Origin of the sequence: Mesorhizobium sp. M1312 (assembly GCF_040318115.1) — a bacterium.
Classification (GTDB): domain Bacteria; phylum Pseudomonadota; class Alphaproteobacteria; order Rhizobiales; family Rhizobiaceae; genus Mesorhizobium.
Map to the genome: position 1 here is coordinate 118,495 of NZ_JAMYLQ010000001.1, position 21,860 is coordinate 140,354.

Here is a 21,860-nt window from a genome sequence, read left to right on the forward strand (position 1 = left end):
TTCTCTTGGCATCTCGCTGGGACAAATAGTCAGACTGAACCGTTCGGTTCGATGCTGACGTTGACTTAGCGCGGAGAGAGGCCCATATCAAGGGTGATCGAACCGATCGGTTCGAATATTTTTCGAGGTGTGACGTTATGACCGAGCCTGACAAGGACCAGTGCGATCTGCTGGATGGCCTGCGTCGCGGCCGCCCGGCGGCGGGACAGGACCCGGTCAAGCGCAGCCAGATCATCGAGGGCGCGCGTCGTGTCTTCATCGAAAAGGGCTTTGAAGCGGCGTCGATGAACGACATCACCCGCGAGGCCGGCGTTTCCAAGGGCACGATCTATGTCTACTTCGCCAACAAGGAAGAGCTGTTCGAAGCGCTGATCGAGGAAGAACGCGGCACGATCTTCAAGAACATGTACGATCTGCTCGACCGCGCCGACGACCTTCGCGAGACGCTGGTGAAGTTCGGCAAGGTGCTGTCCCTCAAGATCACGTCGGCCAAGGTCGTCCAGGCGCAGCGCACGGTAATCGGCGCGTCCGACAGGATTCCCGAACTTGGCGCGCGTTTTTACGAACGCGGCCCGAAACGCGGCCATGACAAGGTCGTTGCTTTTCTCAATGCCGCCATCGAGCGCGGCCTGCTCAAGATCGACGACGTCGATCTTGCCGCCTATCAGTTCACCGAACTGTGCCTTGCAGGTCTTTTTCGTCAGTGCATATTCGCCTACCGCACCAAAGCCCCGAGCCAGGATGAAATCGACCACATCGTCAGGTCTGGCGTCAGCATGTTCCTGAAGGCTTACGGCACCGAAAGGCTTGCCACGGAAGAAAGCACCCAGACGATTGCGCTAGAGGCAAAGTCCTAAAAGCGCGTCGTGTTTGACCGGCCTCACGCGACGCGCTTTAGGTTGTTGTTTTATGCATGTCGTTATCGCAAACCGCTGCACACTTTTGCGCGACATGCCCTAGCCACCATTGGCCGCCAGCACGATCGCCGCGCGCAATTCCTCGAGGCCCTCACTCTTTTCCGACGACGTGGCGAGGACGAACGGAAACGCGGCCGGCCGCTTCTTGATTTTCTGCAGTGTCTCTTCGATCAGCCGCGGCACACCGGCCGCCTTGATCTTGTCCGTCTTGGTCAGCACGATCTGATAGGACACCGCCGCCTTGTCGAGCAGCGACAGCACCTCATCGTCCTTGGCCTTGACGCCATGGCGGGCGTCAATCAGCACGTAGACCCGCTTCAGCGTGACGCGGCCCTTGAGATAGTCGAAGACGAGTTTCGTCCAGTCGTCGACCTTTTCCTTGGGCGCGGTGGCGTAGCCGTAGCCCGGCATGTCGACCAACGCCATCGGCGGCAGGTCGGCGCCTTCGCCGGAAAATCCACCCGGAACGAAATAGTTGAGTTCCTGCGTTCGCCCCGGCGTGTTGGACGTGCGCGCCAGCCCCTTCTGGTTGACCAGCGCGTTGATCAGCGACGATTTGCCGACATTCGAGCGGCCGGCAAAGGCGATCTCCGGCGGCCCCTCAGGCGGCAGGAATTTCATCGCCGGCACGCCGCGGATGAAGATCCACGGCCGCGTGAACAGCTCGATGCCGATCACGGACTTGTTCAACGCGTTCAAACCGCTGCCTCCAGAAGAGAAATATCGGCGCCACGAATGGCATTGAGGTTGCGGCTGATCTTTTCCACCGGCCAATTCCACCACGCCGCCGCCAAAAGCCGCCGGATGGTCCTGTCGTCGAAGCGCATCTTCACCACCTTGGCCGCATTGCCGGCGACGATCGCATAGGGTGGCACGTCATGCGTCACCACCGATTTTGCCGCAACGATGGCGCCATGGCCGATCGTCACGCCGGGCAGGATCGCCGCTTCCATGCCGATCCATACATCATTGCCGACCACTGTGTCGCCGCGCAATTCTCTCGACCAGGTTGCCGGGTCGAAACCCTCTTCCCAGCCATGGCCGAAGATGTTGAACGGATAGGTCGAGAAGCCGGACATGGCATGATTGGCGCCGTTCATGATGAAGCGCGCGCCCTCGGCGATGGCGCAGAACTTGCCGATGATCAGCCGGTCGCCGATGAATGGATAATGATGCAGCACGCACCGCTCGGCGAATTTGTCCGGCCCGTCCGGATCGTCATAATAGGTGAAGTCGCCGATCTCGACGTTCGGCGCCGTGACCAGTCCCTTCAGGAAACCGACGCGGGTATGCATCGGGATCGGGTGCTTGATGTTGGGGTTGGGTCCTATCATGGATGGCTCCATCGACGAAAAAACAGGCAGGTCAAAAATAGCGCGATCCGCCCGGCAGCACCAACCGCGTGCGCAGCGGATCATCCTTACCTGTTCATCGACGGAGCGCTCCTGAAACGATAGCGAGCTGATAGGAGATGTCCTCGGGGCGGCGTCGATCGCCGGCCGACTGGTTTCGCCATTCGCCGGGCTGCTCGGCTGTCCCAAAAAGCCCCGCTCCTGGGCTTTTCTGGATTCACAAATAGCGAGCGCCTTCTATTCCGCCGGCGACGGTTTCTTCCGGAACAGCGCGACCAGATTGTCCCACAATTCGATCTTGGCGCCCTGCCGCTTCATGATCACGCCTTGCTGGATGATCGAAAGCAGATTGTTCCAGGCCCAGTAGATGACGAGGCCGGCCGGAAAGCCCGCCATCATGAACGTGAAGACCACCGGCATCCAGGTGAAGATCATGGCCTGCGTCGGGTCGGGCGGCGTCGGGTTCATGCGCATCTGCAGGAACATGGTCAGGCCCATGATCAGCGGCCAAACGCCGATCATCAACATGTCCGGCAGAGCGATCGGAATGAGGCCGAACAGGTTGAAGATCGAGGTCGGGTCGGGCGCCGCCAGATCCTGGATCCAGCCGAAGAACGGTGCGTGCCGCATCTCGATGGTGATGTAGAGCACCTTGTAGAGCGCGAAGAAGACCGGGATCTGCAGCGCCACCGGCCAGCAGCCGGCGAGCGGATTGATCTTCTCGGTCTTGTAGAGCTCCATCATCGCCTGTTGCTGGTTCATTTTGTCGTCCGCGTATTTCTCGCGGATCTCGAGCATCTTGGGCTGCACGTTCTTCATGTTCGCCATCGATGCGTAGGACTTGTTGGCGAGCGGATAGAAGACGGCCTTGACGACGACGGTGGTGGCCAGGATGGCCAAGCCGAAATTGCCGAAGAATTTGTACATCGTGTCGATCAGGTAAAACATCGGCTTGGTGATCCAGATGAACCATCCCCAGTCGATCAAACGGTCGAACAGCCTGATATGGCGATCTTCCGCATAGGCGTTGACCTTGGCGACTTCCTTAGCGCCGGCGAAGATTTCGGTCTCGACCGTCGCCGACTGGCCGGCATCAACGGTGATCGGGTCGGTGAGGAAGTCGGCCTGGTAGCGCGGACGGCCGTCCTCGAAATAGGCGTAACGCGGCTGGAACGGCTGCTTCTCGGTCGGCACCAGCGTCACCGCCCAGTATTTGTCGGTGATGCCCAGCCAGCCATCGGTCGACTTGCCCGGCGTAAACTGCTTGTCCTCCTCGACGGCCGCATATTTGTGTTCCTGCAGGCCTTCCGTGCCTGTGACGCCGATCAGCCCCTCATGCAGCACATAGATGCTGGCAACGGCAGGCTTGTCGAAGCGGGTGACACGGCCGTAATTCGACAGGGTAACGGCGGCCGACCCCGAATTCTGCACCGTGTCCGAGACCGTGAACATGTAGTCGCTGTCGACGGAGAAGGTGCGCTTGAAGGTCAGGCCCTTGTCGTTGGTGAAGCTCAGCGTGACCGGGGTCGCCGGCGTCAGCGTTGCATTGCCGTCGACAGTCCACACCGTTTCCGGGCCCGGCACCGTGCCGGTCTTGTCGCTACCGACAAAGCCGATTTCGGCATAGTAGCCCGTGGGCAGCGCTGCCGGGTTGAGCAGTTCGATCTCGGGCGAGTTCTTGTCGACCGTCAGCGTGTAGTGCTTGAGCTTGAGGTCGTCGAGACGAGCGCCAGTGAGGTTGATCGAACCCTCCAGGCTCGGCGTGTCGATCCTGACGCGCTTCGTCGACGCCAGCGCCTGCTCGCGGCCGGCAGGCGTCGCGCCGTCGGCCCCCGGTGCATTGGGTGCATTAGGAATGGCGCCTTGCTGCGGCACCGGCGTTTCGCTGCCGCCCGGACTGGTGCCTCGGGCCGCCTTCTTCTGCTCCGCTAGCCGCTGCTCTTCGATACGGGCCGCCTCGCGTTGCGCCTCGCTGTGCGGCAGCACGTAAAAATACTGCCAAAGCGACAGGATCAGCACCGACAGCGCGATGGTGATGAAGAAGTTCCGGTTGTTTTCCATCGAAAGCCTTGGCCTATCGTGTTCCGCGCAGTCGGCGGGAGAGTTCGGCCTTCAACTGGCCGAACGGAATGGTAAGCACATCTTCGCGCCCGACGATGACATAGTCATTGCCGGGCTCCATGTCACCCGCGGCATGCGTGCGCACGGCTTCTCTCAGCCGCCGCCGGATGCGGTTGCGGACGACTGCATTGCCGACCTTCTTGGTCACCGTGTAGCCGACGCGAGGCGCCTCTGCGTCGCTGCGGTCCAGAACCTCGACGAGAAAAAGCCGCCCGCGGCGCTTTTCGCCACGCCGGACGGCCAGGAATTCCGCGCGCTTCAGAAGCCGCTTGGGATGTGCTCCCACTGGCTTGCCGGTTGCGGGCAACGATCTCGTCTTCCGTTCAGGCGCTGAGCCGCTTGCGACCGCGGTTGCGGCGGGCTGCGACGACGCCACGGCCACCCTTGGTGGCCATGCGGGCACGGAAACCGTGCCGGCGTTTGCGGACGAGTTTGGACGGTTGGTAGGTACGCTTCATTTGTTTTAATACCGCGGGGTGCGGCCCTTCTTGATTCTGTCACTCTGTAACAGGAGCTTTGCCCGGCCGGCTTTGGCGCGATCGAAACCGCGCCGGGACGAATGGCCCGAGCGTGAGCGGGCTTATAGAAAGAAGGGTTTTGGAAGTCAATCCGGCGCCGACGTCCGGCACCGTCAGGCCGATGGCTGAAGTGATGGCCGAAGTCTTGGCGGTCTTATCCCGTATTGGGACGAAGGATGAAATTGGCAAAAAAGCCGCAATGGCCTAATCTTGGCTGATCAAGTGATCGTGAAGAAAAAGCAGCATGAGTGAAATCCCATCCGCGGAGGAAAGGACCGATCGGGCGACCGCGGCCGCCCGGAGGGTGCCGTTGTCGCGTGGATTGTCGACAAAGCTCCTGCTGCTCACCATCGTCTTCGTGCTCCTGGCCGAGGTCCTTATCTTCCTGCCTTGGATCGCCAGCTATCGGCTGAGTTGGCTGAAGGAGAGGCTGAGCACCGCCGCGGCCGTCTCGATCGTGCTGGTGCAGGGAGAGCCCGCCTCGCTGTCCCGCGCTGCCCAGAACGATGTGCTGATGGCAATCGGCGCCAAGGCGATCGCCGTGCGCGACGGCGGTGTCTCGCGGCTTCTGGTCGTGGCTGAGATGCCGCCGCACGTCGATGAACATATCGACATCGCCAAAATCGGCCTGTTCGAGGGCATGACCGGCGCCTTGGACACGCTGTTTTTCGGCGGCGAGCGGATGCTGCGCGTTTTCGGGCCGGTCGGCGACAGCGACAAGGAATTCGAACTGATCATGCCCGACTACAGCCTGCGCAATGCCATGCTCATCTATTCGCGCAACGTCGCCTTCGTCTCGCTGCTGATCTCGCTGTTCACCGCCATGCTGGTCTATGCCGCCATAGACCTGATCATGATCGGCCCGATCCGGACGATGACGCGCTCGATGCTGGCCTTCTCCGAGGCGCCGGACGATCCCGGGCGGATCATCCACCCTGCCGCCCGTGCCGATGAGATCGGCGTTGCAGAGCGCGAGCTCTCGCAGATGCAGGAGCGGCTGCAAAAGATGCTCTCCGAGCAGAAGCATCTCGCCGACCTTGGCCTCGCCGTGTCGAAGATCAACCACGACATGCGCAATATCCTGGCGTCGGCGCAGCTGATGTCGGACCGTCTGCGCCAGGTCAAGGACCCGACCGTGCAGGCCTTCGCGCCGAAGCTGCTGCGCGCGCTCGATCGCGCCGTGTCCTATTCTGAAGGTGTCCTCGCCTATGGCCGTACCCAGGAGCCGCCGCCCTCGCGCCGCAGGCTCAGGCTGCGCCAGCTGGTCGACGACGTCCACGGCCTGCTCGACACCGAAGGCGGCATCGAATTCGTCAATGCCGTCGATCTGGCTTTCGAGGTGGATGCCGATTCCGATCAGCTTTTTCGCGTGCTCACCAATCTTTGTCGCAACGCCGTGCAGGCGATGGCGGCGGACGCGGAAAGTGCGGTGGTGCGCCGGCTGGCGGTGTCGGCCGAGCGCGTCGGCAGCGTCAGCCGCATCACCGTCACCGACACCGGCCCCGGCCTGCCGCCGAAGGCGCGCGAGAACCTGTTCGCGGCGTTCCGTGGCTCGGCCCGCAGCGGCGGCACCGGTCTTGGCCTGGCGATCGCCTATGAACTGATCCGCTCCCATGGCGGCACGGTGGAGCTTGTCGAAAGCAGAGGCGGCCGCACCACATTCGCGGTCACCATTCCCGACCAGCCGGTCCGGCTCGATCAGGCCCGCAACGGCCTGCGCCGCCCAGCCTGATCCTTGCCCCGCCCGATCCTCGTCAAGGCAAGAACAACAAAACTTTTGCCGGATCGGCTTGCTTTTCGGAAATTCAGTCGCTAGGGAACACGTCACATCGCGGCCGGTCGTCAAGGATCGGATCGCGGGCCATGCAAAGCATGGCCTGTTGCGCGCCCGTAGCTCAGCTGGATAGAGCACCAGACTACGAATCTGGGGGTCAGGAGTTCGAATCTCTTCGGGCGCGCCATTTTCTCCAAGAAATGCAACAACTTAGCCGCAAAAGTCTCGCTGATATCTTCCCAACTTTGGCGTCGGGAAGATCATGGGATGTAAAATGCGTGCCTTCCCGGCGCGGCGCAATGCCGCGTTTGCTTCAGCTCCGAATTTGGGTGGTGTCAGTGCCGGGTAGAAGTGTCTTAGTTCGAATTCGACGCCGCGCGTGTCGCGATACGGGCTGAACTCCCGAGCCGGGGTGATCAGGCAAACCACATGAGCGCAAGACGATATGCTCGCCTTGTCGATGAATGGGTCAGCGCGATTGGATTGCGGCGCCAGGAATATGGAACGCATTCGCTGTGAATGACCGCTTCCAGCCGGAGCAGTTCTCTAGCCTCGATCCGACTTTGGTGGAAAGCGGAATGGCAGCTATTGATCGACACTGAAAACGATCCGGACATTCAGGCCGTGCGACACCCCGAACGGGCCAGCCCATCATCCATCCTGTCGCCGGACGTAGCCCTGTCCCCGAAGATTCTTCTTCCGTTTCGGCGGTCAATCCCGGCGTGGATCGTAAGGCCTGGCGGCCCGTTGAGCGACGCGCTCGCGGTATCTCGCGTCGCTACCACTTCGGTTTTCCGGCTTGGTAAGCGTTTCGACAGGCTTCCCGAGGACGACCAGCAACGTGTCCCATTCTTCCTGGCCGAGCGTCTTGTAGCGGTACTCCAGACCCGGCGAAGCCAGGAGCTGCTCGATCTCAGGCCGCGCGAAAGAGGCCGCAGGGCCAATGCGGCGAAAGCCGCTTCGCACGGCATCGGCAGCCGCGGTCAGGTCGCTGAAGCCATACTTGCCCGGATCGTAGACGGAGTACTCGCGCAGCAGCCGCAACAGGTCGGGCACGGCATCGACGCCGCGGTCGCCCTGGCGCTCGATCAGGCCGGTGGCAAAGCGGCTGACCGCCGGATCGGCGAGAATCGCGCGCTCTTCCGGCAGAGGATCGGCGTATGCACCTACAGGGAGGCCGGCCAGGGCATTGATCCAGTGGCGCGCCTCCTTCTTGTCGGTGGCCGCGAGGTAGCGGCGGGCGGCGAGCCGCCGCAGATCGGCGGAGTCCCCATCGACCTGTTTGATGATCGCCCACAGCCCGTCTGGGGATCGCACCCGCGGGTCCTCCAAGATACGAACCAGCAGACGCCGGTCGCTCTCGCCGAGCGGCTGGTCGTTCGCGCGGAACGAGTCCATCCACTGATTGGCGAGCGCGAACGCGGGATTGCTCACCGGCTTACGCGGATCGTCGAGCGCTCTGGCAAGTTCCTCGCGCGTTCTCGTTTTCGCCGCTTCCATATTCACGCCGCGCGAAACGCTGGTGTGGTCGAGTAGCAGCCGGTTGACCGGAACCTCGGCGTACATCCTTCCGTCACCGAGCCGCCGACGCGCCCAGCCGAACCGGAAGTTCTCGATCCCGCCCGAAGTCCCGATCAGCAATGGCGCCGCCGGAGCAAAGATCGACAGGATCGACTGCCGCAGCAGCACCTGTTCGCCGGCGTCGGTGATGGTGAGCGCCTTGCGGTGGGGTGCGGAGGGTTCGAGCGACCAGTCTCCCGATCGGGGCTTGGCATCGGGCACGGCGGGGCCGTCCTCGATCGCGATGGTGAAGTCGGGTTCGGGAGCGTCGTCGCCTTGCAGCAGCGCCTTGCCCTCTGACATCATCAGGTTCCATTCGGCTTCCAGCGCGCGCTGAGGGGCGAGCGGATCGGAGGCATCGTAGCGCCGCTCTTCCAGCAGGCCATGCCCGGTGACGGTGCTTCGTTTGCGGGGCGTCGAGTCCGGCACGACGCGATAGGTGTTGGAATGACCGCGAAGGGTCTGGACGCGGACCGAAGTGACGCCCGGGGTCTTGAGCAATGCCGCGCACAATGCATCGCAACGGCCCTCGAATGGGCGGGCGAGGAGAATGTCGCCCTTGAGCGCGATCGGTGCGCTCGACTGAATGTCCGGCTCCTCCAGGCTGGCCAGCATGCCGCTCGCCCAGGTGAGGCCTGGCTGGGGGATGGTCCAGAACAGTGCCAGCGCCGCGGCGCCCGACATGACGTTCAGAGGAACCCCTGAAAGGAAACTTCCGAGCAGCAAGCGGAACAGCGCGAAGGCGACGCCATACATGAAGGCCGTTGGCATCGACGCGAGGACGAGCCCCGGGATGATCAGGAAACTGCCGATGATGACCAGCCATGGCATTGTCAGCGCCACGAACGCGCCGACGCCGGTGATGATCAAGTAAGTCTTCAACCACATGCGCGGAACCTTACCGCGCAGGATTCAAAAAATGATGAAGCGACTGTTCTTGGGTCGGTGCCGTTTTTCGGCATCGGCCCGTTGACGGATCTCGTTACGCTCACCTCAAAAAGCTGTCGATCGTCCGCCGTTGGCGGCTCTGGCGCCGACCGGGGACTCATGTGGCAAGCTGCCTCTCGGCCTGCGGCCTAGTCCTGATCATCTCGACCAGGCTCGCCTGGTCGGCATCGCCATAGCCCGAAGCGACGGCTTTTTTTAAGAGCTGGAACATCGGCGCGATCAGTTCGGAGCTGACACCCTGGCCCTCGCCGGCCGCGATAAAGTTGTCGAAGGCCGCCGCCTGCATCTCGAGGTTCGAGACGACGTCGCTGCGGTAGTCGCCGCTGTCGATGCGCCGTGCCATGTCAGGCAGCCATGTCATGACTGCCCCGAGCCAGTTGGTCAGCATCGGCAGGAATTTTTCCGCCGGCACCTTTTCCGATCCGGTCAGCGCGAAGGCATGCGTGACGCCCGAGAACAGGCCGTACATGGCGGTGAGCAGGGCAATGTCGTGCAACGGTGCCAGCCCGGCGTCGTCGCCGAGATATCTGGCCGCGCCCAGCGCGCCGAGCGTTTTCCCGTGCGCCTCGAACGCCGTGTGCGCACCGCTGTAGAGGATCAGCGCCTCGGCTTGGCCGATCACCGGCGGAACAGCCATGATGCCGCCGTCGAGGTAGTCGGCGCCCCGGGTGGCTGCCCATTGTGCCATCTCGCGCGCCTGCGCCGGCGTGCCGTTGGTGAGGTTGACCAGCGTGCGGCCGGCAAGCGCATCCTTTGCCGGCTCGAACGCCTCATACACGGTATCGTAGACCAGCAGGCAGGCGACCACCAGTTTGCTCGCCTCGACGGCATCCTTGACGCTCGCGGCGGCGACAGCGCCTTTGGCCACGAGTGCCTCAGCCTTGGCCGGCGAACGGTTCCACACTGTGACGCTGCGGCCGCTTTTCAGGAGCGCCCCGGCCAGGGCCGAGCCCATGGCGCCAAGGCCGATGACGGATACGTCGGACATTTGTTTCCTTTCTTTTTCGCTTCGATCGTGAAGTTACGCGGCGAGCTATGCGCGCGGCTTTCCTATTCACCCCATGGCCGGCGACAGGTCCTGGCCGAGGCCACCGTCGACCTTGATCCGCTCGCCGGTGGTGAAGGTGGCGTCGAAGGCGAGGAACAAAACGGCGCGCGCCACCTCCTCCGGCGTGCCGTGGCGCTTCATCGGCGTCACCTCGTCGCCGATTTTCATGAAGGCGGCGCGCTCTTCCGCCGAGGCGCCGGCGACGCCCATGGTCGGCGTGTCGATGAAGCCGGGGCTCACGACGTTGACGCGGATTTTTCGCGGCAGGAGTTCCGATGCCAGCACCTTGCCGAAGGCGCGCAGCGCCGCCTTGCTGGCGGAATACACCGCCATGCCGGCGGTGCCGGAATCCTCGGCGATCGACGAGGTGAAGACGATCGCACCGCCCTCCTTGATCAGCGGTATGAGGCGCTGGGTGGTGAAAAAGGCACCCCTGGTGTTGACGTTGAACTGGCGATCGAAGGACGCTTCGGTGACCTGGTCGAACGGTTCCAGCTCCGACACGCCGGCGTTCACGTGCAGGAAATCGATCTCGCCGAGTTTCTGCCCCACTTCCGCGCTGAGCACGGCGATGTCGCCCATACTGGCGATATCGGACCGGACCGCATGGACGCTGCCGCCAAGCGCCTGACGGGCGTCCGCGAGGTTCTTTTCGTTGCGCCCCGTGATCAGGACGTCGGCGTCGCCGTCGATCAACGCCTGCGCCACCGCCAGTCCCATTCCATGTGTGCCGCCGATGACAACGGCCTTCTTGCCCTGAAATCTGCTCATGATTCTTCCTTATCCCGGCGCGAAGGGCGCCGCGGTGTGTCGGTTTGAAACTGTCGGGAGCGGCCGCTTTTTTGCGAGCGAAAAACTGTCCCAGTGGAAGCCTGCCGCAGGTCTTCTGCCTGCATGCTCCGGCGTCCTTGCCCAAAGCTAGGCAGGCACTTTCGATTGCACAAGTACAGACAAAAAAGTAAGGTACCTACCAAAACCTCAGAATTGGAGAGTTCCTTGGAAAAAAAACAAAGAAAACTGCCGGACAGCTGCGGATTGGGTCCCGCGCTCGCGGTGATCGGCGGTAAGTGGAAGGCACTTTTGCTCTGGCAGATCCACCAGGCGCAGCCCTGCCGCTTCGGCGAACTGAAGAGGTTGCAGCCGGAGATCAGCGAGAAGATGCTGATCCAGCACCTGCGCGAGATGGAGGCGGACGGCATCATCCACCGCGAGGTGTTTCACCAAGTGCCGCCGCGCGTCGAATATTCGGTCACGCCGGAAGGCGCCGAGCTCGACCTGGCGCTCGCCCCGCTGGGGGAATGGGGCGAAAAGCACCAGGAGCGGGCAGAAAAGGCGAAGGCCGGAGCGGCGCGGGCTGCCCGAACCGCGGCGGAAGGAGCCGCGCGAGGGTAGCGCCGGATGTAGATAAAATTTCCGCTCCGCGGATGAAGCGAAGCGGATTTATGTCGCCGTTTGAACGGGTTGAGGCTAGATCGGCAGCTTCGAGCCGCGCAGCGTCTCGGCCCATGCGGGTGACGATCCCTTGCGCAAGAAGAGGCTCGGGAACCTACCATCAAAGCAGATGCTCTCGTCTGTATGTATCGCCGTCGCCCTCCGCCAGTGCGGCGACGGACGGCTCCGGACGAAGCAGATGATGGCTGACGAAGGTCAGAACGGTATAGGCCACAATCATCACGCATTTATAAGCTGTGTTGATTAGCCTATCCGGGATTATGGGTCTAATCTTGGGCCCTGCGTCGCCTTAAGTGTCAGCAGTAATAGTCCGTGCATGGCCCGCCGCTCAGGAATAATGCTGATGGAACGCAAGCTCGCGGCAATCATGGCCGCCGATATCGTCGGCTACAGCCTGTTGATGGCTGAAAACGAGGCTTCCACCTACGCGAAGCTGCGCGCTGTTTTTGATGAGCTCATTGACCCGACCATTGCCCGCCATGGCGGGCGCATCGTCAAGACGACGGGAGACGGCTTTCTCGCGATGTTTCCCAGCGTCAACGAAGCGGTAGATGCAGCGCTGGCCATACAGGAAGGCTTCGACAAGAGCCCGTTCGAGCTGCGCATCGGCATCAATCTTGGCGATGTCATCGAAGATGACGGCGACGTATACGGCGACGGCGTCAATGTGGCCGCCCGTCTTGAGGCCATGTGCGATTCGGGGCAGATATTCGTCAGCGGCGCCGTGGTGATGGCGGCCGACCGCAACAGCGCGGACAGGTTCGTCCGCATCGGCCGCAGGCGGGCCAAGAACATTCCCGAACTTCTCAACGTCTACCGCGTAGGGCGGGCGGGCTCTCCGTGGTCGCCATGGCGGCAGGTGCCGCAGGTGCTGCGCAGCACCGCCGCCCGCTGGTCTTATGGCGCGGCCGCCATAGCCCTCATCCTCATTGGCACCCAAATCCAGCCGCTCCCCCTGGCAGCCATGGTCAGCCGCATCCCGGCGGTCTTGTCGATGGATCAGAGCCGCGCCGACCCCCGGCCGTCAGTGGCGGTCATGCCTTTTGCCGCGATGAGCGGCAGTGGCGAGCAATCGTATTTCGCGGACGGACTGACCGAGGATGTGACGACAGCCCTTGCCCGCAATTCAGAGCTGCAGGTGATCGCGCGCGATTCCACCTACGCCGTGCACGGGCAGGATACGGACGTGCGCAAGCTCGGGGCCAAGCTCGGCGTTGATTATGTGGTTGAAGGCAGCGCCCGCCGTGAAGGGGACCAGCTTCGCGTGTCGGCGCAGCTGATCGATGTAAAGACAGGCGCGCATCTGTGGTCGCGCAGTTTTGACCGGCAGGTCGCCGACGTGTTCACCGTCCAGAGCGAGCTGACCACTGAAATCGTCGCGCAGATCGCGCCCTATATCGGCAGGAGCGAGGCGGCGGCAGCAGCGGAACGCCCGACCGACAATCTGCAGGCCTATGACCTCGTGCTGCAGGCCCGCAACCGCTACCGGCACGGCGCCGATGACCCGCAGGACATTCTGGAGGCGCGGGGCCTCTACCAGCGCGCCCTTGAAATGGATCCGTCCTATGCGGCCGCCCGCGCAGGCCTCGCGCTGACCTTTATCGCCAGCGTGGCGCAGAGCGGTGACGGCCGGGCAAACGCGCCGGAACTTCATCTTGGGCTTAGCGAAGCCCGGCAGGCGGTCCGTCTCGATCCCAATCTTGGCCTCGGCTATCAGGTCATCAGCTTCGGGCTTGCCCTGCAGGGCGACTATTCAGGCGGCTTGCAGGCCGCACGGCGCGCTGTGGAGCTCAACCCTAACGATCCCGACAGCATGATGGCGCTTGCAAAGGCGCAGGTTCGTTTCGGGGAGTATGATGATGCCGTCGCCAACGCAGAGCGGGCCCGCCGCCTTCATCCTATGGCGCCCGAGTACTATGCCTATGTGCACGGGCAGGCGCTCTACGCGGCTGACCGCCGCGATGAGGCTTCCACCGTCATAGAGGAATGCCTGATCCGGGCGCCGCGCGATACAAACTGCCTTCTGATTCAGGCCGCTTTGCAGGCCGGGGGCGGAGAGATCGAGGCAGCCCAGCAGACGATGGCAAAGCTGGTCGAGGCGCATCCGGCATTCTCGCTGGAAGCAGAGCGCGCCTACCGCCGGTTCGGCGACAGGCCGCTGATGGAAGAGTTCCTGCAGGACCTCGCACAGGCCAAGGCTCCTGAAGCCGGCTGAAAGTTTTTACAGAGCGACTTCAATCACATAGTGGCGCCCAGTTTCATCTCGTCCGGCGGGCCAATTTTGCCATTTCCACGACGCCAACACCGAAAATTGCCGCCCATTGCCGCTGGGACTACGTCCGCGCGAGGAGCGCGAAATAGCCAAGAGGCGAGGAAGCGTAGTAACGGCGGTGATCGGTGCTGAAAAAGTTTGAATCGTTTGCGGCCGAATGACGTATTTTGGCCCAAGGCAAAGCTCGCATATTCATCGTTGGCCGGACATCGCGAGCCCGTGCTACCGCCGTTTCCGTCGTCGGGGTACAATCGCCAATACAGAAACTGCAGGGCGAGCGATCAGCGCTTGTCCGCTGCTTGGCTGCTCGTTGTCGAAGGGATGCGGGCGATGACCTTGATCTCGAAATCGAAGCCCGCAAGCCAATTGACGCCCACTGCGGTCCAGTTCGGGTAGGGAGGTGCGCCGATCTCTTCCGCTCGGACGGCCAGAACTGTCTCGATCTGTTCGTCCGGGTTGGTATGGAACGTGGTGACGTCGACGACGTCGTCGAAGCTGCACCCGGCGGCGGCCAAGACCGCGCGCAGATTGGCGAAGGCCCGTCGAACCTGATCCTCGAATACGGGCTCGGGCGAGCCGTCCTCACGGCTCCCGACCTGACCCGACACGAAGAGAAGATCGCCGGAGCGAATGGCTGCGGAATAGCGGTGGATATCGTACAACGCGTGGCGGTTGGCCGGATAGATGGCGTCACGTGCAGGCATTTCGTGTTCCTTTCTGTCTTGATGACGGGTGCGGACCGGCAGCGGGCCGGAGCCGGGGTATCTCCGAGTTGATCCAGGCAGGAGATAGGGCAATCGCATTGCGCGCATTAGCCGTTGAAATCGGCATGAGATGATGCAAAATCCCCATCAATGCCCCGCCCATCGCTCAACGATCTCACCGCCTTCGTGGCCGTTGCCACACACCGCAGCTTCCGCCGCGCAGCGGACGAGATCGGCATGGCACCTTCCACATTGAGCCATGCGATGCGTGCGCTCGAGGAACGCATGGGCGTGCGCCTTCTGAACCGCACCACACGCAGCGTCTCGCCGACAGAAGCCGGGTTCCGGTTGCTCGATCGCCTTCAGCCGGCGCTCGCCTCACTGGACGAGGCGCTCGACAGCGTCGCGGGGTTCCGGGGCAATGTCGCGGGCACGGTCCGCATCAACGCACCGCGGTTGGTGGCCGCTCTTCTCGTTCGCTGGGTTCTTCCGCAGATAGCGAAGCGCCATCCGGACGTGACCGTGGACATCGTCGTCGAGGGGCGGCTCATCGATATCGTGTCCAGCGGGTTCGATGCCGGCGTGCGCCTCCTCGGGTCGGTCCCCAAGGACATGATCGCCGTGCCGTTTGCACGCCCGTTGACGTTCATCTGTGTCGCCTCGCCTGCCTATCTCGATCGCTTCGGCGACCCGGGAACGCCCGAGGAATTGCAACGCCACCATTGCATCGGCCATCGTATGCCCAGCGGCAAATTCTATCGATGGGAGTTCGAACGCGCCGGCCAGGAACTCGTGGTCGACGCAAACGGCTCCATCGTCCTCGATGACGAGGAACTGATGGTCGAAGCCGCAATAGAGGGTCTGGGCATCGCCTATGTGGCGGATTGGGCCGCCGAAGCGGCCATGTCCGATGGCCGGCTGCGTAAGGTCCTGACCGCATGGATGCCCGCTCCGGAAGGGGTCGCGGTCTACTATCCCGGACATCGAGCCGTGCCGCCCGCACTGCGAGCTTTTCTCGATGTGGTGAAGGACTTGCGAAAGAAAGAACCTTAACTGGACCAAAGAAGCAGCGATCCGGCAATGCAGAAGGAGGTTTTCTCGCTTCTGTCGATCGGCCATCGGTCGATCCAGCTTATAATCAATAACGCAATCACAGCCGCGTGGATGTGCCGCGTAAGGAAGGGAAGTGGGTATGGCTAAGCTCGTGTTCGGAATGAACCAGTCCCTCGACGGCTACGTCGACCACATGGCGTTTGCGCCAAACCTTACGCTCTTCCGCCACTTCATCGAGGAGGCTCAGGGGCAGGCGGGCAGTCTGTACGGGCGCCAAATGTATGAGGTCATGCGTTACTGGGACGACGATCATCCTGAATGGGATGCAGAGCAACACGCCTTCGCGGCGGCGTGGCGGAGCCAGCCGAAATGGGTCGTCTCACGCTCGTTGAAGTCGGTTGGCCCCAACGCCAGGCTTGTTGGGCATGATCTCGAGGGCGCGATCCGCGAGCTGAAGGCCGAGCGCGACGGGGAGATCGAAGTTGCTGGCCCGGACTTGGCGCGAAGCCTCACCGAACTTGGCCTGATCGATGAATATCGAATCTACCTGCACCCCGTCGTGCTAGGCCACGGCAAGCCATATTTCGCCGGACCCCGGCCGCCGCTCCGCCTTATGACCGCTGATCGGATTGGCGAGGACGTGATCAGGTTGACCTACGTCCCTGCTTAACCTCGACTCGCCGGATGGAATCGCCACCGAACTCTGGTTTCGGGTTGGGCCTAGAGCGACGGGAATTGCGTAAGTCTCTTCTGTGTTCGCTTGATGAACTCCAGCATGAGGGAGAGTGCTGGTTCGGCATGCGTCTCAAGCAGGAAATGCCCGCCGTCGAAAATATGCGCTTCCATACGCGGCAGATCCTGCATCCACGACAGCGTTTCGGCAATGTCGAAATAGGGCTCGTGACGGCCCCATAGCATGAGCGCCGGCGGCTGCCATTTCTTGAGATAGCCGGCGATCGCATCGAAACGCGCGGCGTGGTTCTTATAATCGGCGATGAGCGCGCGGTGGGTCTCCATGCGGCCGGGAAGATTCATCACCCTCCAGTCCTCGACCCAGGGTTCGCCTTTGATCGTGGCGACGACCTCCTCCGGCAGACCGCCCGTATATTGCTCGCGCGTGAATTCAAAGGTCAGGTCGGGGGTTGCGGCCGCTTCGTTCTCTTTTGTCGGTTCTGACCAGAACTTCAATGCGGCGTCCCACAGGGGGCCGAAGCCGGTACGATGTGCGTTTGCGTTCTGGATGATGAGGCCCGAAACCAGCTCGGGCGCTTGCATGGCGATCTGCAGGCCCACAGCGGTGCCCCAGTCATGCACGTAGATGAAGCGAGGCCCGATCACGAGGTGGGCCAGCAATTCGGAAATTGCCTCGCTGATCGCGGCGAAGGAGGGTGTCGGCGGAACGTCGGACTGGCCATGGCCCGGGAGGTCGGGCGCGATCACATAGGCTGCGCCCGCCAGTCCGGGAATCACGTCACGGAATGCACGTGCCGAGCTGGGAAACCCATGCAGGAGGAACAAAGCGGGGTTGGATGGATCGCCCGCAGTGACGTAGGCAAGCTCGGTTCCACCGGAGAGACGCATTCGGTGTTGGGCGGGCAGGCTCATGTCAACATTCCGTTTTGCTGTCTGGAGTTCAACTCAAACGAGCGGCACGAGTTCCGGATGTTGCCGAAGAGTCTGTGGCCGGTCTTCCCCCTGGTCGGGCGATTGTCAGTGTCCGCGCGGCGACCGGCGCGAGCGAGTACCGTTCCGAGATGCTTTTGGCACACCAAGAACGAGGTGAATCGGCTTCGCGATCTTGCGGCGACGAGGGTCATCGCCGCCAGAAGGGCTTGGCGATCTCTGCCTCGACCTGCCGTCTCGTCAGACCGAGATCGTCGATCAAATGAGGATTGTCCTTCGACATTTGCTCAAGTTCCCAGCGAAAGCGTTTCCGCTCGCCCCAGGCCGCGATAATGCTTCGCAGGGTCGTCAGGTGCCGACGCGACATTTCCGCTGGCTCCACGGGCGTTCCCGGCCGCGCTGCCTGCGGGGCTGATGCAAGAGTATCGTTCATAGCAACCTCCATAGGTTTGAAGGTCCGGGGACCCTCGACGGAAAGAGGCTGAATTCTGCCGGATACGAACAGCGCCGTAATTAAGCTCTTCCAAATAGTTCTCAAAACTTCCAAACGGGCTATAGATACGCCGCATGCAGGGATCGCGCTTTGCCTTTGGTCCGTTCGTGCTTGATTCCGGTGCGGGAACGCTGCTTCGCAACGATGTCCCCGTTGCCGTTGGTTACCGCGGGCTAAAGCTGCTTGCGGCACTCGTTGGACGGCCCGGCGAAATCCTTGGCAAGGCCGAGTTGATGGACGCGGCGTGGCCGGGCACGGCCGTCGAGGAAGGCAACCTCACGGTCCAGATCGCGCTGCTGCGGAAGCTGCTTGGTCCGGCCGCCGATGCCAGTAATGGGGGCGGCGAATGGATCGCCACGGTTCCGCGCGTCGGCTACCGCTTCACGGGGGCCGTCGAACAACTCGGTGGCGCGAAGCGGAAATCTTTGCCGCTGCCCGGCAAGCCATCGATAGCCGTGCTGCCCTTCGTCAATCTCAGCAACGATCCCGAGCAGGAATCCTTCGCGGATGGGTTGACCGAAGACCTGATCACCGACCTCTCAAGGATCTCCGGCCTGTTCGTCATCGCACGCAACTCGGCTTTTGCCTATAAAGGAAAGGCGATGGACGTGCGCGGAATCGCAGAGGACCTTGGCGTGCGCTACCTGCTGGAGGGGAGCGCACGACGCGCCGCGGGGCGCGTGCGCATCAACGCCCAGCTGGTCGACGCGGTGAGTGGCGACCATCTGTGGGCGGAACGCTTCGACCGCAGCCTGGAAGATATCTTTGCCGTTCAGGACGAGGTCACCGGCAAGATCGTGGAGGCGTTGCTCGGCAGGCTGCGCGCACCGCCGCCGCGCAATCGGCCCAAAAATCTCGAGGCTTACGATCTCTGCGTGCGGGCGCGCAAGCTCATGGATGATTCGCCGCAGACGGCGCGCGAAGCGCATCTGATGCTCACCCGCGCGGTTTCGCTCGATCCGGACTATGCCGAGGCCTATCGCTGGCTTGCCATGAACCACTGGATGGGATGGGTGCATTCCGGCGGACCAACCGAAACGTCCCGTAGCGTTGCTTTGAAACTGGCGCGCAAGGCCGTGGCGATCGACCCCAACGATGCCGGCTGCCGCTGGGTTTTGGCTTACCTGCTTGCCTATGAGCGCAGCTTCGCCGAGGCAGATGCGGAATTCGCCAAGGCGATCGAGCTCGATCCGAACGAGGCCGATGCCTGGGCGGCATTGTCCGACATCGCGGTCCTGGCCGGACGGGTCGAGGAGGGCCTTGAGCACATTCGCAAGGCATTCCGGCTCAACCCGTTTCCGGCAAGTTGGTACTATCTGACGCTCGGCCAGGCGCAATATGCGGCTGGCGAATACGAAGCCGCTGTCGAAACACTGCGCAGGGACGAGACTTATCGTACAAGCTCACGCCGTTTCCTGGCGGCAAGCCTTGCCCAACTGGGCCGGCTCGATGAGGCGCGCGCAGAGGCCGAACTGTTCCTCGTCGGCAATCCGTATTTCACAACCCGCCACTGGGCAACGACGGAGCCATTCCGCGACGCTGCGACGCTCGAGCACTTCGTTGACGGCTTCCGCAAAGCCGGTCTTCCGGAGTGACGCGCCGGCGTTACCTCCCAAACGCCTCCGCACCGTTCGCGCGACTACTCAAAGCGACTCGTGGCGTCACGATCGCGCTCGTAGCGTCTGGTGAGCGGAAACGGCGGTAACCAGGACTCGCGACGGATGATCCAGCTTTCGTAGGTTGGCATCAGTTGGTCAGGCGCATCCAGGGATCCCAGGTTCACTTCGATTTCGTCTGCGGTGCGTCCGAAAATTGTCGAGCCGCAGCGGGGACAGAAAAACCGCCCGGCGTAGTCGCGCGTCTCGCCCTCGATCGTCACCGCATCCTGAGGGAACACCGCGGAAGCGTGAAAAAGGGCTCCATGATGCTTGCGGCAGTCGAGACAGTGACAAAGTCCGACCCGGTATGGGAGTCCCGACGCCACAATTCGAACGTTGCCGCACAGGCAACCGCCAGTGAATCGGTCCATGCTGCGTCTCCTTCAAAATCAAGCGGTCGGAATGGCTACAACGAACGGCCCTGTCATTGCAATTGCCCCGCTGCGGCGGGGACGCCGCCTGCCGTAGCGGGCCTCGCGCCAACCCCTTACCGCCCCTTATTGGCACAAAGCGGTCCTTTCGCTCTTGACAAATATACTCGTCAACGGGCATTGACAGGAAAGTGTGTCAATGTGAGGCTAAATGCTCGATATCGAAGTCATAGATCGGCCGAGCGCAGCCGCCGCCGCGTTGGAGCCCGTTCGGAGTCAGCTCCTCTCGGAACTGCGGGAGCCCGCCTCGGCCGCTACCCTCGCCACACGGCTCGGTCTCAAGCGGCAGAAGATCAATTACCACCTGCATGCTCTGGAGGAGCACGGGCTTGTCCAGGTTGCAGACACGCGGAAGTGGGGTGGCCTGACGGAGCGGCTCATGGTGGCGAGCGCCACAAGCTATGTCGTCTCGACGAGCGCGCTGGGTCCGGTCGGCGCCGACCCGGACCGCATCCCGGATCGGCTGTCGGCAAGCTACCTCATCGCGCTCGGCGCTCGGCTGGTGCGGGAGATCGGGGCTCTCCAGCGCGCCGCCACGGATGCCGGCAAGCGCCTGGCGACCTTGGCGATCGACACCGAAATCCGCTTCCGCTCCGCCGCCGACCGCGCCTCGTTCACCCGTGAATTGACCGAGGCCATCACCACGCTCGCGGCACGCTATCACGACGAAACCGCGCCGCAGGGACGGTCCCATCGCCTTGTCGTGACGGCGCATCCCTCACCAGCCAATCCGCAAGGAAAGGACTTACAATGCCAGTGAAAAAAGATGCTACCGGCAATCGCTCGGTCGAGGCGCAAGTGGATGTCCCCGGTACACCGCAGGACGTCTGGAACGCGATCGCAACGGGACCTGGAATATCTCAATGGTTCGTACCGAGCGAACTCGAAGGCCGCATCGGAGGAACCGCCGTTTCGCATTTCGCTGCCGATGGAAGCATGGATGCCGTCGCCACCATCACAGCTTGGCAGCCGCCCAAGCGGTTTGTCGCAGAAGCACCGGGTGAGCCGGGAACCGTAGCGACGGAATGGACCGTCGAGGCGAAGTCCGGCGGGTTGTGCACCGTTCGCGTTGTCCATCGCTGGTTCGCTACTTCTGATGATTGGGATGATCAGTTCGAAGGCCACAGCTACGGATGGATCTCCTTCTTCCGCCTGCTCCGCCTCTACCTCACGCATTTTCCCGGGCAGCACGGCTCGGCTTTTCAGCTCTTGGTCCCGTCTTCTGAACCTTTAGCCGATGCATGGCGAAGGCTGGTTGAATCCTTGGGCCTGGCGAGTGTGACTGAACAACGGCGCGTGGCTTCGAACGCGCAAGCATTCGAGGGCGTCGTCGAACGAACAGGGCCGCAAGACCATCCCGAGCTGGTGGTCCGGCTGGACCAGCCAGCGCCGGGCGTCGCGCACCTCTTCGCCTTGCCGATGGGCGGGATGACATACCTGTCCTTGCGGTTTTTCCTCTTTGGCGACGACGCAGCGAGCATCGCAAAACGGGAGGAGCCAAGGTGGCGAACCTGGCTTGAAAAGCATGTCCCAACTCCCGCGGACTAGGAACTGACCTGTTACGCAACCGTCTAGGTTCCGCCCACGAGCGACGTCCAGGCTGAGGCGATTTCGGTTCAAAACCACGAACGCCTAGCACCGCCGCCCTCTACGCCAGAGGCGGCAGTGAGGGTGCGGGTGCCGACGATACGGACTCGGGCGTGCTGAGGGCCTTCTGACCTCATGGGATCGCCTCCGCGTGTTCTGTTTCAGGCGGCCGTTTCGACCGGCAGCCTCGATTCGGGATAGCCGTCCTCAAGCCGACGGACGAGATAGCCCCGCTCTCGCAAGGCGGCGGCCGCTTCGCTGTTGACAGGTTGATGGGACATCGCGGGGAGGGCTGGGTGCGATCTGTATAACTTTGACGGGCAGTTCGATCCCATAGTCGGCTCCAGTC

At 62.5% G+C, this 21,860-nt stretch carries 21 protein-coding genes, 1 tRNA gene and 1 pseudogene; 11 read left to right on the forward strand and 12 right to left on the reverse strand.

What is annotated here, in order from left to right:
- Positions 1-137: 137 nt before the first annotated feature.
- Positions 138-857 carry a TetR/AcrR family transcriptional regulator gene (locus NKH36_RS00615; protein WP_352959629.1) on the forward strand — a complete coding sequence of 240 codons (720 nt, stop codon included), beginning with the start codon at positions 138-140 and terminating at the stop codon, positions 855-857.
- A 99-nt stretch (positions 858-956) separates the two neighbouring features.
- Here the strand turns inward: NKH36_RS00615 and yihA are convergent, their stop codons facing one another.
- The 5 genes from yihA to rpmH form a co-directional block, all read right to left on the reverse strand.
- Positions 957-1,616 carry a ribosome biogenesis GTP-binding protein YihA/YsxC gene (gene yihA, locus NKH36_RS00620; RefSeq protein WP_352959631.1) on the reverse strand — a complete coding sequence of 220 codons (660 nt, stop codon included), beginning with the start codon at positions 1,614-1,616 and terminating at the stop codon, positions 957-959.
- Complete coding sequence (locus NKH36_RS00625) at positions 1,613-2,251, reverse strand: CatB-related O-acetyltransferase (protein ID WP_352959633.1); 639 nt, start codon at positions 2,249-2,251, stop codon at positions 1,613-1,615. Before NKH36_RS00625 ends, yihA begins: the two co-directional genes overlap by 4 nt.
- Positions 2,252-2,506: 255 nt before the next feature.
- Positions 2,507-4,330 (reverse strand): membrane protein insertase YidC, encoded by a 1,824-nt coding sequence (yidC, locus tag NKH36_RS00630; RefSeq protein WP_352959635.1) that lies wholly within the window; start codon positions 4,328-4,330, stop codon positions 2,507-2,509.
- Between the two features lie 13 nt (positions 4,331-4,343).
- A complete protein-coding gene (gene rnpA, locus NKH36_RS00635; protein ID WP_095494090.1) occupies positions 4,344-4,697 on the reverse strand; it encodes a ribonuclease P protein component in 354 nt (117 codons plus the stop codon).
- Between the two features lie 16 nt (positions 4,698-4,713).
- A complete protein-coding gene (gene rpmH / locus NKH36_RS00640; protein ID WP_008833937.1) occupies positions 4,714-4,848 on the reverse strand; it encodes a 50S ribosomal protein L34 in 135 nt (44 codons plus the stop codon).
- Between the two features lie 304 nt (positions 4,849-5,152).
- Here rpmH and NKH36_RS00645 point away from each other — a divergent pair, with 304 nt between their 5' ends.
- The 3 genes and pseudogenes from NKH36_RS00645 to NKH36_RS34770 form a co-directional block, all read left to right on the forward strand.
- Entirely contained in the window at positions 5,153-6,640 is a 1,488-nt protein-coding gene (locus tag NKH36_RS00645) for an ATP-binding protein (RefSeq protein ID WP_352959636.1), read from the forward strand.
- Positions 6,641-6,792: 152 nt separating this feature from the next.
- A tRNA-Arg gene (locus NKH36_RS00650) sits at positions 6,793-6,869 on the forward strand.
- Positions 6,870-7,084: 215 nt separating this feature from the next.
- A pseudogene (locus tag NKH36_RS34770) lies at positions 7,085-7,198 on the forward strand (integrase); the annotation flags it as partial.
- 195 nt (positions 7,199-7,393) lie between these two features.
- On the opposite strand, the gene NKH36_RS00655 reads toward NKH36_RS34770, so the two are convergent.
- The 3 genes from NKH36_RS00655 to NKH36_RS00665 form a co-directional block, all read right to left on the reverse strand.
- A complete protein-coding gene (locus NKH36_RS00655) occupies positions 7,394-9,112 on the reverse strand; it encodes a hypothetical protein (protein ID WP_352959638.1) in 1,719 nt (572 codons plus the stop codon).
- Between the two features lie 175 nt (positions 9,113-9,287).
- A complete protein-coding gene (locus tag NKH36_RS00660; RefSeq protein WP_352959640.1) occupies positions 9,288-10,178 on the reverse strand; it encodes an NAD(P)-dependent oxidoreductase in 891 nt (296 codons plus the stop codon).
- 66 nt (positions 10,179-10,244) lie between these two features.
- Positions 10,245-11,009: an SDR family oxidoreductase gene (locus NKH36_RS00665; RefSeq protein ID WP_352959641.1), complete on the reverse strand. Its 765-nt coding sequence runs from the start codon at positions 11,007-11,009 to the stop codon at positions 10,245-10,247.
- Between the two features lie 225 nt (positions 11,010-11,234).
- Between NKH36_RS00665 and NKH36_RS00670 the strand changes: the two genes are divergently transcribed.
- Complete coding sequence (locus tag NKH36_RS00670) at positions 11,235-11,630, forward strand: winged helix-turn-helix transcriptional regulator (protein ID WP_352959642.1); 396 nt, start codon at positions 11,235-11,237, stop codon at positions 11,628-11,630.
- Between the two features lie 403 nt (positions 11,631-12,033).
- A complete protein-coding gene (locus NKH36_RS00675; protein ID WP_352959643.1) occupies positions 12,034-13,905 on the forward strand; it encodes a tetratricopeptide repeat protein in 1,872 nt (623 codons plus the stop codon).
- A 338-nt stretch (positions 13,906-14,243) separates the two neighbouring features.
- On the opposite strand, the gene NKH36_RS00680 is transcribed toward NKH36_RS00675, so the two are convergent.
- The gene (locus NKH36_RS00680; RefSeq protein WP_352959645.1) at positions 14,244-14,666 is read right to left on the reverse strand and encodes a RidA family protein; all 423 of its coding nucleotides are present in this window, start codon (positions 14,664-14,666) and stop codon (positions 14,244-14,246) included.
- A 150-nt stretch (positions 14,667-14,816) separates the two neighbouring features.
- Between NKH36_RS00680 and NKH36_RS00685 the strand changes: the two genes are divergently transcribed.
- The gene (locus tag NKH36_RS00685; protein WP_352959647.1) at positions 14,817-15,719 is read left to right on the forward strand and encodes a LysR family transcriptional regulator; all 903 of its coding nucleotides are present in this window, start codon (positions 14,817-14,819) and stop codon (positions 15,717-15,719) included.
- A 139-nt stretch (positions 15,720-15,858) separates the two neighbouring features.
- The gene (locus NKH36_RS00690; RefSeq protein WP_352959648.1) at positions 15,859-16,389 is read left to right on the forward strand and encodes a dihydrofolate reductase family protein; all 531 of its coding nucleotides are present in this window, start codon (positions 15,859-15,861) and stop codon (positions 16,387-16,389) included.
- Between the two features lie 50 nt (positions 16,390-16,439).
- On the opposite strand, the gene NKH36_RS00695 is transcribed toward NKH36_RS00690, so the two are convergent.
- The gene (locus NKH36_RS00695; protein ID WP_352959650.1) at positions 16,440-17,324 is read right to left on the reverse strand and encodes an alpha/beta fold hydrolase; all 885 of its coding nucleotides are present in this window, start codon (positions 17,322-17,324) and stop codon (positions 16,440-16,442) included.
- Positions 17,325-17,532: 208 nt separating this feature from the next.
- On the reverse strand, positions 17,533-17,775 hold the full coding sequence (locus NKH36_RS00700; RefSeq protein ID WP_352959651.1) for a DUF1127 domain-containing protein: 243 nt from the start codon (positions 17,773-17,775) through the stop codon (positions 17,533-17,535).
- A 134-nt stretch (positions 17,776-17,909) separates the two neighbouring features.
- Between NKH36_RS00700 and NKH36_RS00705 the strand changes: the two genes are divergently transcribed.
- Positions 17,910-19,430, forward strand: coding sequence for a winged helix-turn-helix domain-containing tetratricopeptide repeat protein (locus NKH36_RS00705; protein WP_352959653.1), 1,521 nt, complete (start codon positions 17,910-17,912; stop codon positions 19,428-19,430).
- Between the two features lie 44 nt (positions 19,431-19,474).
- Here NKH36_RS00705 and NKH36_RS00710 read toward each other — a convergent pair whose 3' ends face one another.
- Entirely contained in the window at positions 19,475-19,864 is a 390-nt protein-coding gene (locus NKH36_RS00710) for a GFA family protein (protein WP_352959655.1), read from the reverse strand.
- Between the two features lie 211 nt (positions 19,865-20,075).
- On the opposite strand from NKH36_RS00710, the gene NKH36_RS00715 reads away from it, so the two are divergent.
- On the forward strand, positions 20,076-20,684 hold the full coding sequence (locus NKH36_RS00715; protein WP_352959656.1) for an ArsR/SmtB family transcription factor: 609 nt from the start codon (positions 20,076-20,078) through the stop codon (positions 20,682-20,684).
- Positions 20,675-21,472 (forward strand): SRPBCC family protein, encoded by a 798-nt coding sequence (locus tag NKH36_RS00720; protein ID WP_352959657.1) that lies wholly within the window; start codon positions 20,675-20,677, stop codon positions 21,470-21,472. The genes NKH36_RS00715 and NKH36_RS00720 overlap by 10 nt, the downstream gene beginning before the upstream one ends.
- Positions 21,473-21,860 lie beyond the last annotated feature (388 nt).

Coding starts and splice junctions, on each gene's coding strand:
- NKH36_RS00615 (WP_352959629.1), top strand. CDS start 138: ATGACCGAGCCTGACAAGGACCAGTGCGATCTGCTGGATGGCCTGCGT.
- NKH36_RS00625 (WP_352959633.1), bottom strand. CDS start 2,251: ATGATAGGACCCAACCCCAACATCAAGCACCCGATCCCGATGCATACC.
- yidC (WP_352959635.1), bottom strand. CDS start 4,330: ATGGAAAACAACCGGAACTTCTTCATCACCATCGCGCTGTCGGTGCTG.
- rpmH (WP_008833937.1), bottom strand. CDS start 4,848: ATGAAGCGTACCTACCAACCGTCCAAACTCGTCCGCAAACGCCGGCAC.
- NKH36_RS00645 (WP_352959636.1), top strand. CDS start 5,153: ATGAGTGAAATCCCATCCGCGGAGGAAAGGACCGATCGGGCGACCGCG.
- NKH36_RS00660 (WP_352959640.1), bottom strand. CDS start 10,178: ATGTCCGACGTATCCGTCATCGGCCTTGGCGCCATGGGCTCGGCCCTG.
- NKH36_RS00665 (WP_352959641.1), bottom strand. CDS start 11,009: ATGAGCAGATTTCAGGGCAAGAAGGCCGTTGTCATCGGCGGCACACAT.
- NKH36_RS00675 (WP_352959643.1), top strand. CDS start 12,034: ATGGAACGCAAGCTCGCGGCAATCATGGCCGCCGATATCGTCGGCTAC.
- NKH36_RS00680 (WP_352959645.1), bottom strand. CDS start 14,666: ATGCCTGCACGTGACGCCATCTATCCGGCCAACCGCCACGCGTTGTAC.
- NKH36_RS00685 (WP_352959647.1), top strand. CDS start 14,817: ATGCCCCGCCCATCGCTCAACGATCTCACCGCCTTCGTGGCCGTTGCC.
- NKH36_RS00690 (WP_352959648.1), top strand. CDS start 15,859: ATGGCTAAGCTCGTGTTCGGAATGAACCAGTCCCTCGACGGCTACGTC.
- NKH36_RS00695 (WP_352959650.1), bottom strand. CDS start 17,324: ATGAGCCTGCCCGCCCAACACCGAATGCGTCTCTCCGGTGGAACCGAG.
- NKH36_RS00700 (WP_352959651.1), bottom strand. CDS start 17,775: ATGAACGATACTCTTGCATCAGCCCCGCAGGCAGCGCGGCCGGGAACG.
- NKH36_RS00705 (WP_352959653.1), top strand. CDS start 17,910: ATGCAGGGATCGCGCTTTGCCTTTGGTCCGTTCGTGCTTGATTCCGGT.
- NKH36_RS00710 (WP_352959655.1), bottom strand. CDS start 19,864: ATGGACCGATTCACTGGCGGTTGCCTGTGCGGCAACGTTCGAATTGTG.
- NKH36_RS00715 (WP_352959656.1), top strand. CDS start 20,076: ATGCTCGATATCGAAGTCATAGATCGGCCGAGCGCAGCCGCCGCCGCG.
- NKH36_RS00720 (WP_352959657.1), top strand. CDS start 20,675: ATGCCAGTGAAAAAAGATGCTACCGGCAATCGCTCGGTCGAGGCGCAA.